The organism is Anaerococcus sp. HMSC065G05, assembly GCF_001812365.1.
In the GTDB taxonomy this organism is placed as follows: Bacteria; Bacillota; Clostridia; order Tissierellales; family Peptoniphilaceae; genus Anaerococcus; species Anaerococcus vaginalis.
In genome coordinates, this window is sequence record NZ_KV808681.1 from 1 (window position 1) to 15,345 (window position 15,345).

The following is a 15,345-nucleotide window of genomic DNA, read 5'->3' on the forward strand; positions in this document are numbered from 1 at the left end:
TTTTCATCTACTTTGTCTACAGTCTGAATCTAGCATTTTGCTAGATTTTTTTTATAAATTTTTCAACATGATTTGTAATAATTCCATTTGGATTTAAAATTTCTAATTTTTCATAATCTTCCTTTTTATTTGAAAACCAAATATTAGTCAAAACTCCCATATTTTTCAAATCAATAATTTCTTTTTGACTAACGGCAGTATTTTTTGGATGATAATATTGCAAATTTAAATCCTTACAAAGATTTTTAATATTATCAACTTTTTTGCTAGTCAAATAGGCAAGAGGGATTTCAGTGTCAATTTCTCTAATTTTCTTTAAAGAATTTAAATTAAAAGAAGAAATAATAATTTTATCGACCAAGCCATAAGCATAAATTTTTCCCATCAAAAGTTTTTCAATATTTTCGTATTCAATTACATTTGTTTTTACTTCAATATTTGTAATAATATCCTTGTCTTTAAAATAAGAAAAATATTCATCAATATCAGAAATTTTTATATTTTCAAAATCCTTGTTGTAAGAAAAAGAATAAATTTGTAATTCTTCTAAGCTATGATCTTTTATAAAACCAGAACCATCACTTGTTCTGTCAATTTTTTCATCGTGAATTATAATTAATTCCTTATTTTTTGATAAATGAACATCAAGCTCTATAGCATAAACTCCCATTTCATAAGCTTTTTTAAATGCTAACATAGTATTTTCTGGATAAAGGGAAGAAAAGCCCCTGTGCGCAATAATTTTCATAAAACCTCCTAGTAATTTATACCCAAAATAAAAATATAAATATTTGACAAGACATTTAGAACTTGGTATTATATTTAAGTACTTGCAGGATTGGCGGAATTGGCAGACGCGCAAGACTAAGGATCTTGTGTCCGATTTTAGGACGTGGAAGTTCAAATCTTCTATCCTGCACCAAATTTATGCACTCAAAATTGAGTGCTTTTTTTGTGCCTATTTTTAAATTTTCGTTTTTAAAATATATTTTTTGATTTTTCCTATAAAATATTTAAAAAAATTCACTTTTAATTTAAAATTAATAAGCAACTTACGAAAATAAATAGTTATAAATTTATCTAAAAGGAAAATCTTTTTCCTTTTTTGTTTTTAATGGATTTATGAAAAAAATTTTTAAAAATTTCAAATATCTATGAAGTCTAGTACTTTAAATATAGACGTTATAAGTTTTGACTTATGGTGGTGATTATAAATTAATAATTTTACTATTAAAAACGTTTTCTATATAATTATATTTGAAAAAAGCTACTAATATTTATTATAATTGTAAGTGATTTGAAATTAGAAATTGAAAATCGCTTAGTGAATTTATGGAGGAAATAATGACTAAGTTTCGTAGAGAACATGATTCTGTTGGTGAAATGGATATTTTAGAAAATGCTTATTATGGTGCTAATGCCAAAAGAGCTGAGGAAAATTTCCCAATAACAGGTCTTAAAGCTGATGATAAATTTTTGGATGCTATGGTTGAAGTTAAAAAGGCTGCAGCTTTTGAAAATGAAAAATTAGATTTAATTTCAAAAGAGCAAAAGGATGCTATTGTTTATGCTTGTGATAAAATTCTTGCTGGAGAATATAGGGATAATTTTATTGTTGATCCAATTCAAGGTGGAGCTGGAACAAGTTATAATATGAATACTAACGAAATCATCGCAAATATTGCAAATGAAAAACTTGGTGGTGGACTTGGCGTTTATGATAAGGTTCATCCAAATGATGATGTAAATAAGGGGCAATCAACGAATGATGTTATTCCAACAAGTGGAAAGATTGCTCTTGTTAGATATTTTATTGAACTTAAAGATGAATGTGAAAAACTTTTAAAATCTTTTGAAAAAAAAGCGGATGAATTTAAAGATGTTTACAAAATGGGTCGTACTCAATTGCAAGATGCTGTTCCTATAAGTTTAGGTCAAGAATTTAATGCTTATCATTCTGTAATTAAAAGAGATTATAAGAGAATTCAAAAAGCTATTGATGAATTATCAAATGTAAATTTGGGAGCTACTGCAATTGGAACAGGTCTTAATGCAGATAGAACTTATGTAAAAGAAATTGTTGGTGTTTTAAAAGATGTAACAGGTCTTGATTTAAAACAAGCAGAAGATTTGGTTGATGGCACACAAAATTTGGACGGATTTTTATATGCTTCATCAATTTTAAAAACTTTTGCGGTTTCACTTTCAAAAATTTCTAACGATTTAAGACTAATGTCTTCAGGTCCTCAAACAGGAATTGGCGATATTAATTTGCCAGTTAGACAAGCAGGTTCTTCAATAATGCCTGGAAAAATAAATCCTGTAATCCCAGAAGTTGTAAGCCAAGTTGCTTTTGCAGTTTGTGGAAATGATACTACTGTTACAATGGCAGTTGAAGCTGGACAACTTGAACTTAATGCTTTTGAGCCTGTAATATTTTATAAACTTTTTGAATCACTAAGAGCTTTAAAGGGTGCAATTTATACATTAAGAGTTAATTGTATTGATGGTATAACTGCTAATAAAGAATTATTATTAGAAGAAGTTGAAAAATGTGTAGGACTTGTTACAGCCCTTGCCCCACATATTGGATATGAAAAATCAAGTAAGATTGCACACAAGGCACAAGAGAGTGGAAAAACTGTAAGAGAAATTGTTCTTGAAGAAAAATTATTAGGAGAAGATGAACTCGATAAGATTTTAGATTTCAAAAAAATGATCACACCTGGAATCTTAGAAGAGGACAAATTGGAAGAAAAATAAATTTTAGATAATAAATATTAGGAGGATAAGATGACTACAAATGAAAATAAAAAAATGAGCGCAACTAAAAAAATATTGTTATCAATGCTCATAGGTCTTGTAGTAGGTATAGGACTTCATTATATAGTACCCGACGGATTTTTTAAAAAATCTGTTTTGATTGATGGAGTATTTTTCTTATTTGGTCAAGGCTTTGTTAGATTATTACAAATGCTTGTAGTACCACTTGTATTTTTCTCAATTGGTACAGGTGTTATGCAAATGAGGGATGTTTCACAATTTGGAAGAGTTGCTATAAGAACTCTTGTTTTATATTTGATAACTACTGCACTTGCAATTGCCATTGCATTATTTATAGCAAAATTATTAAAACCAGGCGTTGGAATGAATCTTGCTGAGGCTACAAAATCAGCAGCGCCTGCAGCAGATGCGAAAGAAGCCCCAACATTAATAGAAACTTTGGTAAATATAATTCCAAAAAATCCTATAGAATCTTTGGCAAACGGAGATATGCTCCAAGTAATTTTCTGGGCATTTTTGTCTGGTATAGTTATAGGAAGATTTGGTAAAGAATTAAAATTATTAGAAGACTTTATGAATGTTGGAAATGATTTTATGATGAAAGTTACAGCTTTAGTAATGAAGGCTGCACCAATCGGTGTATTTGCTCTAATTGCTAGAACATTTACAGATATAGGACTTGGCATAGTAGGACCACTTCTTACATTTTTGGGATCAGTATTAGGCTCAATGGTAATATTGATAGTTTTAGCTTACATACCATTAATTGTAATTACATCAAAGACAAGTCCTAGTCATTTTTTGAAAAAAGTATTCCCAGTTTATACTTTTGCTTTTTCATCTGCATCATCAAATGCAACAATACCATTAACACTTTCATCATGTGATACACTTGGAGTTCCTAGAGAAATTTCATCATTTACAATTCCACTAGGAGCAACAATCAACATGAATGGTACAGCAATTTATCAAGGATGCGCAGTAATATTTATAGCAAATGCTTATGGAATAGATTTGACATTTGGAAATTTAGTTACAGTAGTATTGACAGCTGTTTTATCATCAATTGGTACAGCAGGAGTTCCAGGAAGTGGAATGATAATGCTATCAATGGTTCTTTCATCAGTAGGTCTTCCAGTAGAAGGCGTAAGCTTAATTATGAGTGTTGAAAGAATTGTAGATATGTTTAGAACAGCACTTAACGTAACAGGAGATGTTGTGTCAACATTTGTTTCTGCAACTAAAGAAAACTTATTAGATAAAAATAGATATTTATCTGATGAAAAACCAGAAATGGAAGAGGTTGATTTTTAATTATGAAAAATTTCTTTGTGATTTTGGGAGGAATGGGAACTTTGGCTACAACAAATTTTTTAAATGATTTAAATGAAGCTTATAAGCCAAGCTCAGATCAAGAATATTTAAATTATTTGGTAGTAAACCACGCCACAATTCCTGATAGGACTTCCTTTATATTAAAAAAATCAAAAGAAAATCCATTTGATTTTCTAAAAGAAGATATAGAAAGTGTTGATAAATTAAATCCAGATTTTTATGTGATTACTTGTAACACAGCACATTTTTTCTATGATGATTTACAAAAATTAACAAAAAAACCAATCATAAATATGATTGAGCTTGTTGAAAATAAATTAAATAAAATCAAAAAGCCTTCTACAATTGGAATTTTTGCAACAGAAGGAACGATAAAAAGTAAATTATTTAATAATATAATAGAAAAATGTGGTCACAAAATCTTTGTTTCATCAAGAAAAATTCAAGATAATATAAATGAATGTCTTTATGATGATGTAAAAGAAAAAGGGACAATTAATTTTGAAAGGTACCACAACACTTTGAAAGAAATGATGGATCAAGGATGCGATTATATAATTATAGGATGCACAGAAGCTTCATATATAAATAGCAAAGATGAAAATTCAAATCTTTATCCATTAATTGATAGTGAAAAAGAATTGGTAAATGAAAGTTTGAAGTTAGGACTTAAACTTCAAAAAAATATAGAAATTTAGGAGTAAATATGTCAGAGATGGACTTGGAATATATTAGAGCTATTTTAAAATATGGTTCTATTACCGCAGCCTCAAAAAAAATTTATATTTCCCAATCAGCTTTAAGTCAACACATCATTAGGATTGAGAAAAAATTGGGAGTTGAAATATTTAATAGGGATTTTAAACCTATAAAACTTACTGAGGCTGGCATAATTTATAAAAAGTCCCTTGAAGATATAGAAAAATTAAAAGAAAATACTCTTTTAAAAATTGAAGAAATAAATAAGTTGAAAATCGGAGAGCTATCAATTGGTTCTACCGATTATCAAACTTATTTTTTCCTATCAAAAGTTTTAAAAGATTTTAATGAAGATTATCCAGGAATTAAAATAAATTTATTAGAAGCAAAAACTAATCAGTTAAACACTTTTGCCCTAAATGGTTTGTGTGATTTTTCAATAACTTATGAAACTGATAGGTTTGATGATTTGGAAAGCATAAATCTTTATAGAGAAGATGTATATTTGGCTATGTCAAAAGAAAATAAATTAAAAAATGATTTATTAGGCAAAGGAAAAATAAAAACAATTAGTGCCAAAAAACTTGCAGGGCAAAATATTATAAGAATGAAAAAAGGGCAAAATCTTATTTTGCAATACCAAGAGCTTGATGAATTTACAGATAATTCTTTGAATACAGTTTTTAAAACAGATTCAATATTTATAGCTGAAAAATGTGTAAGAGAAAATATGGGGCTTGCCATTTTGCCTGAAAAAATGCTAAAAGAAAAAAAGGATGATCTTATATATTTTAAATTAAAAGAAGGCTTATCATCAAGAACTGCTATGATAAATTATTCCAAAAATCACAAATTAAAAACTATTGCAAAAATATTTATAGATAGGTTAAAAAGATACGCTAAAGAAGAATTTTAAAATCGAGGTAAAAAATGAAATACAGACAAGAAGAAGATTCTCTAGGGATAGTAAATGTTCCAGCTAATCATTTTTGGGGAGCACAAACTGAAAGATCTTTAGAAAATTTTCCTCAAGAAGTTGAAAAAATGCCACATTCTCAAATTATGGCAATAGCAAGTATAAAAAGATGTGCAGCTATTGTTAATAATAAAGAAAAAAAATTAGATGATAAGAAAAAAGATTTGATTGTAAAAGCTTGCGATAGAATTTTAAAGGGAGAATTTGACAATGAATTTCCATTAACAGTTTGGCAAACAGGCTCTGGCACTCAAACAAATATGAATGTCAATGAAGTTATAAGCCATATTGCAAATGAAAATGAAAAAATAATTCATCCAAACGACCATGTAAATATGAGCCAATCTTCAAATGATGTTTTCCCAACAGCAATGCATCTTTCAACTTACAAAAATTTATCAGAAAAATTGTTAGATGAATTACCAAAAACAATTGATACAATAAAAAAATTGGAAGATGAAAATAAAAATATAATAAAAACAGGAAGAACCCATCTTCAAGATGCAACTCCTTTAAAACTTTCCCAGGAAATTTCTGCTTGGAGAGTGTGCCTTGAAAGAGATTTGAAAGTTTTAAAAGAAGTAAAAGAAGAATTGACCTACCTTGCTATAGGTGGTACTGCAGTTGGAACAGGAATAAATGCAAAAAAAGAATTTGGAGATGAAATGGCAAAAGAGCTTTCAGATTTTTATGGTTTTGAATTTAAATCTGATGAGAATAAATTTTACCAATTGTCATCAAAATCTGCTCTTGTAAATGTTCACGGAACAATCAAGGCCCTTGCAACTGATCTTTATAAAATTGCAAATGATATAAGATTTTTATCTTGTGGTCCAAGATGTGGAATAAGTGAGCTTACAATTCCTGCAAACGAACCAGGCTCATCAATTATGCCGGGAAAAGTAAATCCAACTCAAGTTGAATCAATTACTATGGTTTGTATAAAAATAATGGCAAATGATTTTGCAATTTCAATGGCAAACACCCAAGGTCAATTGCAATTAAATACTTATATGCCTTTGATAATTCATTCAATGGACAATTCAATTACGCTTTTGTCTAAATCATTAAAATGTTTTAGGGAAAAATTATTAGAAGGACTTGTTGCAAATGAAAAAAATATTGCAAAAAATTTAGAAAATTCTCTTATGCTTGTAACAAGTTTATCTCCACATATTGGATATGATAAGGCAAGTAAAATTGCAAAATATGCTTATAAAAATAATTTAACATTAAAACAAGCTTGTCACGAATTAAAATATTTAAGCGATGAAGAATTTGATGAAATAGTAAAACCAGAAAAAATGGTATAAGGAGAAAATAATGGAAAATCTAAAAGAAAAAGCACTTGACTTACACAAAGAGATTCAAGGAAAAATTTCAACAGAATTAAAAACAAAATTGGAGAACAAAGATGATTTATCTTTAGTATATTCTCCAGGAGTTGCTGAACCTTGTAAAAAAATCCACGAAAATGAAGACGATGCTTACGTTTATACTGGAAAAGCAAATACAATTGCAGTTATTTCTGATGGAACAGCTGTGTTGGGACTTGGAAATATTGGACCAAAAGCAGCACTTCCTGTAATGGAAGGAAAAGCTTGTTTGTTTAAAAAATTTGGTGGACTTAATGCAGTTCCTCTTGTAATTGATACAACAGATACTGAAGAAATTATAAAATTTGTAAAACAAGTTTCTCCAACTTTTGGCGGAGTAAATCTTGAAGATATTTCATCTCCAAGATGTATAGAAATTGAGACAAGATTAAAAGAAGAATTAGATATTCCGGTTTTTCACGACGACCAACACGGAACAGCAATAGTTACAATTGCAGCTTTAATTAATTCTTTAAAACTTGTAAATAAAAAACCAGAAGAATGTAATGTGGTAATTTCAGGAGTAGGAGCTGCAGGTTCATCAATTGTAAGAATGTTAAATGATTTTGGAATTAATGATATATATGCTTTTAATTCTAGAGGAATTTTAAGAGAAGACGAAAAATATTCAAAAGATTTATACAACAAACTTGCTAAAGAAACAAACAAAGAAAATAAAAATTTAACATTAGAAGAAGCGATGGCAGATGCTGATATTTTTGTAGGAGTTTCTGTACCAAATAAAGTAAGTAAGGAAATGGTAAAATCAATGAGACGTGATCCAATAGTTTTGGCTATGGCAAATCCAGATCCAGAAATTACTTATGAAGATGCAAAAGAAGCAGGAGCAAGAGTTGTTGGAACAGGAAGAAGCGATTATCCAAACCAAGTTAATAATGTTCTAGCTTTCCCTGGACTTTTTAAAGGAGCTTTGTCAGTTCATGCAACAAAAATTACAGAAAAAATGAAAGTTGCAGCAGCAGAAGCTATTGCAAGTTTAATTCCTGATGAAAAAATTTCAGAAGATTACGTAATACCATCAGCATTTGATTTAGGAGTTGCTGATGTTGTTGCAGAAGCTGTAGCAAAATGTGCAAGAGAAGAAGGAATTTCTCAAAAATAAAAAAATAAGAAAATATTTTAAGCAAAAATAAATTAAATTCTCCCTATTAAAATTAAGAGGGAGAATTTTTTTGTGAAAATTTATTTTTAAAAAATTAATTTAAAGCCATCAACTTGACAAATGTTTTCCTAAATGATAAATTGATATAAATAATATCTAAATTTTAAATTGGATATGTAGTATGTGATTAATGATTATTTTAGTTAAAATCAAATTTTGAAACTATTTTAGTCATTAATTTTTTTGTTTTTAATAATTTGTGCAGATTTTGGAGAGGGATTTTATGATTAGATCTTATAAATGTATCGACAATCCACAAAAACCTATTAGCTATGATATTTTATTAAATCCAAATAAAATGGCAGATTATGCTTGTGGGGAAAAGTTTATTTCTTTGCCCCTTCTTCCTATGATTTCTCTTTGTTTGGGAGTTGAATTTGAAAATGGAATAAATGCAAGACCAATTTTTGAAAAAATTCAAGATGTGAAACTTGAAATGGATTATGAAAAAGAAGAATACAAGGCGATGGTTAAAGCCATAGAAATTATTGATGATAAAAAAACTGTAATTGAAATGAGAGGGCCTCTTGCTATTTTGGATAATCTTTTGGGAATAGAAAAGATAATGAGGGCTATGAGAAAAAATAGGGAAAATTTAAATTTTCTCTATGATGAATTTATTGAAATTTATCTTGAATATATCAAGAAGATGCAAGAGATGGGAATTACAATTTTTAGTTTTGCTGAAAGTATTTTGGATATAAAATTATTTGGTCCAAGAGAAGTAGGAAATTATGTGGATGATTTTTTGCTTAAATTTTTAAAAGAAATAAGAATTTTGCAAAAAGAAAATCCCTTTACCTTTCATCTTTGTCCAAAATCAAGCCTTATGCTTGTCGATTTAGCTAAAGCAGATTTTTTTCCTATTGAATATGAAAGTCCTAAAAAATATATAGATATTTTATATAAAAATAAATGTTTTTTGGGAGATAGGTGCTTGAATTTGGCAGATAAAAAATTTAAAAGTGTAAATAAAATAATTTTGAAGGAGGAATAAGTGGCAAGTAAAGAAGAATATTTAGAAAAAATGGCAAAGATGGTTGTTGAAATGGAAGATGAGGAAATAGGAGATTTGTGCCGTGAGTATTTAAATGAAGGTTATGATCCAGAAGATGCAATTTTTAATGGATTAATTAAGGGCATGAATGAGGTTGGAAGACTTTTTGAAGAGGAAGAATATTTTATTTCAGACTTATTAATTTGTTCAGATGCAATGTATAACGGCATTGATGTTTTGAAAGAAAATATTGAAAGCTATGGGGAAAATAATCTTGCCACAGCTGTAATTGGAGTTGTTGAAGGCGATACTCATGATATTGGGAAAAACCTTGTGAAATTGATGCTTGAAGTCAACGGTTTTAATATGATTGATTTGGGTAAAGACGTTCCAGCAGAAAAATTTGTCGATGAGGCAATTAAAAACAAGGCTCAATTTATTATGATGTCAACTCTTATGACAACTACCATGGCAAATATGAAAAAAGTAATTGATATTTTAAATGAAAGAAATATTCGCGACCAATTTATTGTAATGGTTGGTGGAGGCCCAGTTTCTGAAAGTTTTGCCAAAGATATTGGAGCTGATGCCTACAGTGAAAATGCAAATGAGGCAGTAAAGGTTGCAAAAAGTTTAATTAAAAATCATGAAAATTGAAATTGAAAATTTGAATAAAATTATTGATTCAAAAGGAAAAAATATCCTAGAAAGTCTACTTGCAAATAATATAAAAATCGATAATTTTTGTAACGGCAAGGGGACTTGTGGAAAATGTAAAATTAAAATTTTAAAGGGAAGTCTTAATCCAATCACATCTTTAGAAAAATATTTGTTAAGCGATGATGAGATAAATTCAGAAATTCGACTAGCTTGCTTAACTTTTCCTAAAACTGACCTTAAAATTAAAACTCTAGGTGATAATTTAGCTTTTAAAATTTTAGATTATGGAGAAATTCCTGATTTTAAAATGAAATTTGATAAAGGCTATGGCCTTTGTCTTGATATTGGAACGACAAGTCTTGCTATGTACTTGGTTGATTTATCAAATGGAAAAATAATAGATAAAATCTCTTCCATAAATTCTCAGGTCAAATATGGCCTTGACGTTATGACAAGAATTAGCTTTGAATATGAAAATGAAAATGGTAAAAATTTACTCCAAGAAGAAATAATAAAAAGAATAAATAATTTGATTGATGAGCTTGTAAGAAAAAACGAAATTGAAAGAAGCAAAATTAAAAAACTTGTAATTGGAGCAAATACTACCATGCTTCATATGCTAGTAGGCGAAGATGCAAAATCTTTGGGAAAATTTCCTTATAAGGCAAAATTTTTAAATTCTTTAAAAATAGATTCTAAAGATCTAGGCATCAATATTTCAGCGAAAATTTATACCCTCCCAAATGTTTCTGCTTTTGTGGGAAGTGATATTGTTGCAGGCCTATATTTGACAGATTTAAAAAATAAAAAAAATACACTTTTTATCGACATTGGAACAAATGGAGAAATAGTTTTAAAAACAAAGGATAAACTTTATGCTACGTCAACTGCGGCAGGTCCCGCCCTTGAGGGGATGAATATTTCTTGTGGCATGCGAGCAGAAAGCGGGGCAATTGATTCGCTAAAAATTCAAAATAAAAAAATAAATTTTTCTACAATAGACAATAAAAATCCCAGAGGAATTTGTGGAAGTGGGCTTTTAAGTTCAGTAGCTCAAATCATTGAGAAAGATTTTGTAAATAAAAGAGGAAGGATTTTAGATCCAGAAAAATTAGAAAAAGATGATTATAGGAAAAAATTTATAAGAGAAGATGAAAATAAAAAAAGAATTATAATTTTAGATTCAAAGGAAAATATTTATATCAGCCAAAAAGACATTAGGCAAGTTCAGCTTGCAAAAGGAGCGATTTTATCAGGGTTTTTGATTCTTCTTGAAAAAGAAAATATAAAAATTGAAGATTTAAATTCTGTAATAATTGCTGGTGGCTTTGGAAGTCATCTTAAAAAAGAAGATTTGACAGGAGTTGGAATCTTGCCAAAAAATATAGAAAAAAAGATAAGATATGTTGGAAATTCTTCCCTAATCGGAGCCTATATGGCATTGATGAATGAAAATATAATTAAAGAAATGGAAGAATTATCCCAAAATATAACTTATTTGGACCTTGCAACAAGTAAAAATTATGAAAGAAAATTTGCGAAAGCAATGCAATTTTAAGGAGAAAAAAATGAAAAATTACAAAAAATTATTAACCGTTCTTACATTAACAACTTTAACTCTTACTTCATGTGGGAACAAAAATGAAGAAAAAAATTCTAATAACTCAAACCCATCAAATATTGTAAGTATTGAGTCTAACGAAAAAAAAGAGATCACAAGCGTAAGTATTTTAATTAAAGATACAGTAAATGACAAAGAAATTTTAAAAGAAGATGGAAAAATTAATAAGGATGGTCTTCAAAAATATCTTGAAGAAAATCACAAGGCAAAATTTGAAGACGGAATGATGACAGAACTTGAAGGAATAAAACAAGATAAAGAAAAAAATCAATATTGGATGTATTATGTAAATGGAGAAATGGCTGAAGTTGGAATTGGCGATTACCTTCCAAAAGAAAATGACCAAATAGAATTTAGATTCGAACAAATGTAGATGGATACAAAAAAACTTACAAGGCTTGCAGGTATTTGTGCAATTTGCGTAATCACAAGGATATATTTGAAATTAATTCCAAATGTCCAAATATTATCAGATATAATTTTAATTCTTGCAATAAATGGAAAGCTTGACGAATCTTTGGTTGTAAATGCGACTACTATGATTATAACAAGTTTTTTTCTTGGTTTTGGTTATTGGGTTATATTTCAAGTTTTGGATTTTGGGATTTTGGGAATTTCAAATTATATGATATTTAACAAAATAAAAATTAAAAAAACAAAAATAAATAAGGCAATTGCTCTAGGGATTTCTGGATTTATTTATGGATTTTTTATTACTGTAATGCAAGTCTTATTTATGAGTGGAAATATTTTTACTTTTTTTGGACTTTATGCTGGATCAATTCCTTTTGATATTAATCACATGGTTGGAAATATTGTAATATATATTTTTCTTATCTTTAGGCTTGAAAAATATATTACGGGAGAAAAGCATTTTAAAAATTAAGGAGAGATGATGGATAAAATAAAACTTCAAAAAGAAATTTCACATTATAAACCAGAAATGACATCAGACGAAAGATTAAAAGCTTATTTTAAAGGAGAGCGAGTTGACCACTTGCCATTTAATTTAATGAGTCTTGATATGGCTTATGGAATGAATTTGGGATATACATTAAAAGAAACAGACCAAATTGAAAATTTAATAGAAATTATTAAAAAAAGATGCCAAGAATATAAAGTTTATGGAATTTCTAAAGGTTTAAATCTTAGGGCAATGGGCTATGCCCTTGGTTCAAGTGGAATTTTTCCAGAAAATGATATAGACCATGTCGAAAAATATTTGTTAGAAGATGAAATTGATATGGATTTATTAGAAATGCCAGATCCCTGCAAAAATAAATTTTTAAAAAGAAAAATTGATAATGCAAGAAGGCTCAAAGAAAATTTCCCAGACCATAAAATTTCTACTTTTGTAGCAGGACCAATGACCGTTCTTTCAGCCCTTATGCCCATTGAAAAACTTTTGAGAGATTTGAGAAAAAATCCCCAAGGAGTAAAAGAATTGTTGGATTTTGTTTTGGAAGCAAATATGAAATGGATTGAAGTTTTTAATAAAGAATTTGGAGATGTGGGAGTGATGATTGCAGATCCAGTTTCATGCGATGATATTTTAAGCCCAAAACAAGTAAAAGAATTTTCCTTTCCATATTTAAAAGAATTGACTGACAGGATTTATAAAGTTAATAATATAAAGGCAAATCTTCATATTTGTGGTCACACAAAAAGGCAATGGGAAAATCTTACAAATTTACAAATTGGATCATTTAGTCTTGACAATTGTCATGACCTTAGTGAATGTAAAGAAATAATTCAAGATAAATTATCCTTAATGGGAAATGTTCCGCCAGTTGATGTAATGAGAAATGGTAGCGTGGATGATGTAATAAATTCTGTAAAATCTTGTATAAAAAAAGGTGCAGATAATAAAATGGGATTTATTTGTGCAACAGGGTGTGCAACTCCTGCAAAAACTCCAAAAGAAAATTTGGATGCTTTTGTCTATGCAGTACAAAAATATGGAAAAGATGCAAAATTAGGAGAAATTCCACAAGCTGTGTGGGAAGATTAATGGGAGGATTTATGAACAAAGAAGAACTTAAAGAAGAGATGAAAAATTATAAACCAGAAATTACTTCTTCAGAAAGAATATCCAAATATTTAAGCGGCGAAAGAGTTGACCATATTCCATTTGCAATTATGAGTACAAATAGAATTATTGCAAATCATCTAAATTATACAATCAGCGATATGGAAGATGTGGATAAATTATCAGATATTGTCCAATACAAATACGATAAGTATAAAATTGTAGGTCTAACAGAAGAATTAAGTCTTAGGACTATGGGCCATGCTGTCGGTTCAAAATTAATTTTTCCAGAAGATGACATTGATTACATTGAAGAATTTGTAATGGATGATAAGCTTGATATGAATTTAATTGATTTGCCAGATCCTTTTACAAATAAAATTTTAGCTCCGAAATTAGAAAGAGCAAGAATTCAAAAAGAAAGATTTCCAAATATGGCAATAGAAACAGAAATTCCAGGGCCAATAACAACGGCCGCCGCCATTAGACCAATCGAAAAACTTTTGAGAGATTTGAGAAAAAATCCCCAAGGAGTAAAAGAATTATTAGATTTTTGTTTTGAAGCAAATATGAAATGGGCGAAAGCTTTCAAAAAAGAATTTGGACCAACAAGTGTCATGGTTGTAGATCCAGTTGGTTGCGATGATATTTTAAGCCCAAAACAAGTTGAAGAATTTTCTATGCCATATTTGAAAAAACAATTGAGCGCTTATTACGAATTAAATGGAATTAAGGCAAACTTACATATTTGCGGTCACACAAAAAAACAATGGAAATATTTTAAGGACTTGGATATAGATTTTTTCTCAGTTGATAATTGTGAAGACTTAGAAGAATGTAAAAAAGAAATTGAAGATAAATTAATTGTTGTAGGAAATATTCCTCCAGTAGAAGTAATGCGCTATGGATCAATTGATGATGTAATAGAATCAGTAAAAACTTGCATAAAAAAAGCAGCTGACTCAAAATGTGGATATATAGCAGCAACTGGTTGCGGTTCTCCTGTAAAAACGCCAATAGAAAATTTAGATGCCTTTATTTATGCAATAAATAAATACGGCAAAAATGCAAAATTAGGCGAGATGCCAGAAGCTATAAATGATTAAAAAATTATAAAAAGTGAGCCAAAAATTTTCAAAATAAAATTTGAGGCTCATTTATTTTTTGTCTATCAAAATATATAAAAATTTTTGTTTGAAAATATATTTTTAATTTTCAAACAAAATTAGATATTCTTCATATCCTTCTTCTTTTAATTTCTTTTTTGGAATAAATCTAAGGCTTGCGCCGTTTATGCAATATCTTAGTCCGCCTTTTTCTTTTGGTCCGTCAGGAAAAACGTGGCCCAGATGTGAATTTGCATTTTTGGATTTTACTTCTGTTCTTATCATTCCATGAGATAAGTCCTCATTTTCTTTTATATTATTTTCTAGTGGCTTTGTAAAAGAAGGCCAGCCACAACCTGAATCAAACTTATCTAAAGATGAAAATAAAACCTCTCCGCTAATTATATCTACATAAATTCCATCCTTATAAAAATCATTGTAGATACTAGAAAAAGGTTTTTCTGTGTAAGATTTTTGAGTAACCTCATAAGATAATTTAGAAATCTTATTGAGTTTATCTTTTTTTATTTTCTCATCCATAATATCCCCCTTACAAATATTTTACTAATTTATAATAAT

General features: G+C 28.8%; 15 protein-coding genes and 1 tRNA gene. 14 read left to right on the forward strand and 2 right to left on the reverse strand.

Features of this window, described 5'->3' with window-relative positions:
- Window positions 1-40: 40 nt before the first annotated feature.
- Entirely contained in the window at window positions 41-748 is a 708-nt protein-coding gene (locus tag HMPREF2852_RS00045) for a glycerophosphodiester phosphodiesterase family protein (protein ID WP_070604802.1), read from the reverse strand.
- A gap of 84 nt (window positions 749-832) precedes the next feature.
- On the opposite strand from HMPREF2852_RS00045, the gene HMPREF2852_RS00050 reads away from it, so the two are divergent.
- The 14 genes from HMPREF2852_RS00050 to HMPREF2852_RS00115 all read left to right on the forward strand — a co-directional run bounded on the left by HMPREF2852_RS00050 (window position 833) and on the right by HMPREF2852_RS00115 (window position 14,766).
- Window positions 833-922 (forward strand) — tRNA-Leu (locus HMPREF2852_RS00050).
- A gap of 422 nt (window positions 923-1,344) precedes the next feature.
- The gene (locus HMPREF2852_RS00055; protein WP_070604805.1) at window positions 1,345-2,763 is read left to right on the forward strand and encodes an aspartate ammonia-lyase; all 1,419 of its coding nucleotides are present in this window, start codon (window positions 1,345-1,347) and stop codon (window positions 2,761-2,763) included.
- Between the two features lie 30 nt (window positions 2,764-2,793).
- Window positions 2,794-4,098 (forward strand): dicarboxylate/amino acid:cation symporter, encoded by a 1,305-nt coding sequence (locus tag HMPREF2852_RS00060; protein ID WP_070604808.1) that lies wholly within the window; start codon window positions 2,794-2,796, stop codon window positions 4,096-4,098.
- Between the two features lie 2 nt (window positions 4,099-4,100).
- Window positions 4,101-4,817, forward strand: coding sequence for an aspartate/glutamate racemase family protein (locus HMPREF2852_RS00065; protein ID WP_070604811.1), 717 nt, complete (start codon window positions 4,101-4,103; stop codon window positions 4,815-4,817).
- 8 nt (window positions 4,818-4,825) lie between these two features.
- Window positions 4,826-5,734 (forward strand): LysR family transcriptional regulator, encoded by a 909-nt coding sequence (locus HMPREF2852_RS00070; RefSeq protein ID WP_070604814.1) that lies wholly within the window; start codon window positions 4,826-4,828, stop codon window positions 5,732-5,734.
- A gap of 14 nt (window positions 5,735-5,748) precedes the next feature.
- On the forward strand, window positions 5,749-7,107 hold the full coding sequence (locus HMPREF2852_RS00075; RefSeq protein WP_070604816.1) for a class II fumarate hydratase: 1,359 nt from the start codon (window positions 5,749-5,751) through the stop codon (window positions 7,105-7,107).
- Between the two features lie 10 nt (window positions 7,108-7,117).
- Window positions 7,118-8,293 (forward strand): NAD(P)-dependent malic enzyme, encoded by a 1,176-nt coding sequence (locus HMPREF2852_RS00080; protein ID WP_070604819.1) that lies wholly within the window; start codon window positions 7,118-7,120, stop codon window positions 8,291-8,293.
- Window positions 8,294-8,576: 283 nt separating this feature from the next.
- Window positions 8,577-9,350, forward strand: a complete 774-nt coding sequence (locus tag HMPREF2852_RS00085; RefSeq protein WP_070604822.1) for a uroporphyrinogen decarboxylase family protein — start codon at window positions 8,577-8,579, stop codon at window positions 9,348-9,350.
- Complete coding sequence (locus HMPREF2852_RS00090) at window positions 9,351-10,007, forward strand: corrinoid protein (protein ID WP_070604824.1); 657 nt, start codon at window positions 9,351-9,353, stop codon at window positions 10,005-10,007.
- Window positions 9,997-11,568 (forward strand): ASKHA domain-containing protein, encoded by a 1,572-nt coding sequence (locus HMPREF2852_RS00095; RefSeq protein WP_070604828.1) that lies wholly within the window; start codon window positions 9,997-9,999, stop codon window positions 11,566-11,568. Before HMPREF2852_RS00090 ends, HMPREF2852_RS00095 begins: the two co-directional genes overlap by 11 nt.
- Window positions 11,569-11,578: 10 nt before the next feature.
- The gene (locus HMPREF2852_RS00100; RefSeq protein ID WP_070604832.1) at window positions 11,579-12,004 is read left to right on the forward strand and encodes a DUF4430 domain-containing protein; all 426 of its coding nucleotides are present in this window, start codon (window positions 11,579-11,581) and stop codon (window positions 12,002-12,004) included.
- Entirely contained in the window at window positions 12,005-12,517 is a 513-nt protein-coding gene (locus HMPREF2852_RS00105) for a hypothetical protein (RefSeq protein WP_070604835.1), read from the forward strand.
- A 9-nt stretch (window positions 12,518-12,526) separates the two neighbouring features.
- Window positions 12,527-13,642 carry a uroporphyrinogen decarboxylase family protein gene (locus HMPREF2852_RS00110; protein WP_070604839.1) on the forward strand — a complete coding sequence of 372 codons (1,116 nt, stop codon included), beginning with the start codon at window positions 12,527-12,529 and terminating at the stop codon, window positions 13,640-13,642.
- 11 nt (window positions 13,643-13,653) lie between these two features.
- On the forward strand, window positions 13,654-14,766 hold the full coding sequence (locus HMPREF2852_RS00115) for a uroporphyrinogen decarboxylase family protein (RefSeq protein WP_261667757.1): 1,113 nt from the start codon (window positions 13,654-13,656) through the stop codon (window positions 14,764-14,766).
- 102 nt (window positions 14,767-14,868) lie between these two features.
- On the opposite strand, the gene msrB is transcribed toward HMPREF2852_RS00115, so the two are convergent.
- A complete protein-coding gene (gene msrB, locus HMPREF2852_RS00120) occupies window positions 14,869-15,306 on the reverse strand; it encodes a peptide-methionine (R)-S-oxide reductase MsrB (protein ID WP_070604845.1) in 438 nt (145 codons plus the stop codon).
- Window positions 15,307-15,345 lie beyond the last annotated feature (39 nt).

Excerpts from the sequence above, each read along its gene's own strand:
- HMPREF2852_RS00105 (WP_070604835.1), top strand. The coding sequence starts at position 12,005 with ATGGATACAAAAAAACTTACAAGGCTTGCAGGTATTTGTGCAATTTGC.
- HMPREF2852_RS00115 (WP_261667757.1), top strand. The coding sequence starts at position 13,654 with ATGAACAAAGAAGAACTTAAAGAAGAGATGAAAAATTATAAACCAGAA.
- HMPREF2852_RS00070 (WP_070604814.1), top strand. The coding sequence starts at position 4,826 with ATGTCAGAGATGGACTTGGAATATATTAGAGCTATTTTAAAATATGGT.
- HMPREF2852_RS00100 (WP_070604832.1), top strand. The coding sequence starts at position 11,579 with ATGAAAAATTACAAAAAATTATTAACCGTTCTTACATTAACAACTTTA.
- HMPREF2852_RS00045 (WP_070604802.1), bottom strand. The coding sequence starts at position 748 with ATGAAAATTATTGCGCACAGGGGCTTTTCTTCCCTTTATCCAGAAAAT.
- HMPREF2852_RS00110 (WP_070604839.1), top strand. The coding sequence starts at position 12,527 with ATGGATAAAATAAAACTTCAAAAAGAAATTTCACATTATAAACCAGAA.
- msrB (WP_070604845.1), bottom strand. The coding sequence starts at position 15,306 with ATGGATGAGAAAATAAAAAAAGATAAACTCAATAAGATTTCTAAATTA.
- HMPREF2852_RS00055 (WP_070604805.1), top strand. The coding sequence starts at position 1,345 with ATGACTAAGTTTCGTAGAGAACATGATTCTGTTGGTGAAATGGATATT.
- HMPREF2852_RS00080 (WP_070604819.1), top strand. The coding sequence starts at position 7,118 with ATGGAAAATCTAAAAGAAAAAGCACTTGACTTACACAAAGAGATTCAA.
- HMPREF2852_RS00095 (WP_070604828.1), top strand. The coding sequence starts at position 9,997 with ATGAAAATTGAAATTGAAAATTTGAATAAAATTATTGATTCAAAAGGA.
- HMPREF2852_RS00085 (WP_070604822.1), top strand. The coding sequence starts at position 8,577 with ATGATTAGATCTTATAAATGTATCGACAATCCACAAAAACCTATTAGC.
- HMPREF2852_RS00075 (WP_070604816.1), top strand. The coding sequence starts at position 5,749 with ATGAAATACAGACAAGAAGAAGATTCTCTAGGGATAGTAAATGTTCCA.
- HMPREF2852_RS00060 (WP_070604808.1), top strand. The coding sequence starts at position 2,794 with ATGACTACAAATGAAAATAAAAAAATGAGCGCAACTAAAAAAATATTG.
- HMPREF2852_RS00065 (WP_070604811.1), top strand. The coding sequence starts at position 4,101 with ATGAAAAATTTCTTTGTGATTTTGGGAGGAATGGGAACTTTGGCTACA.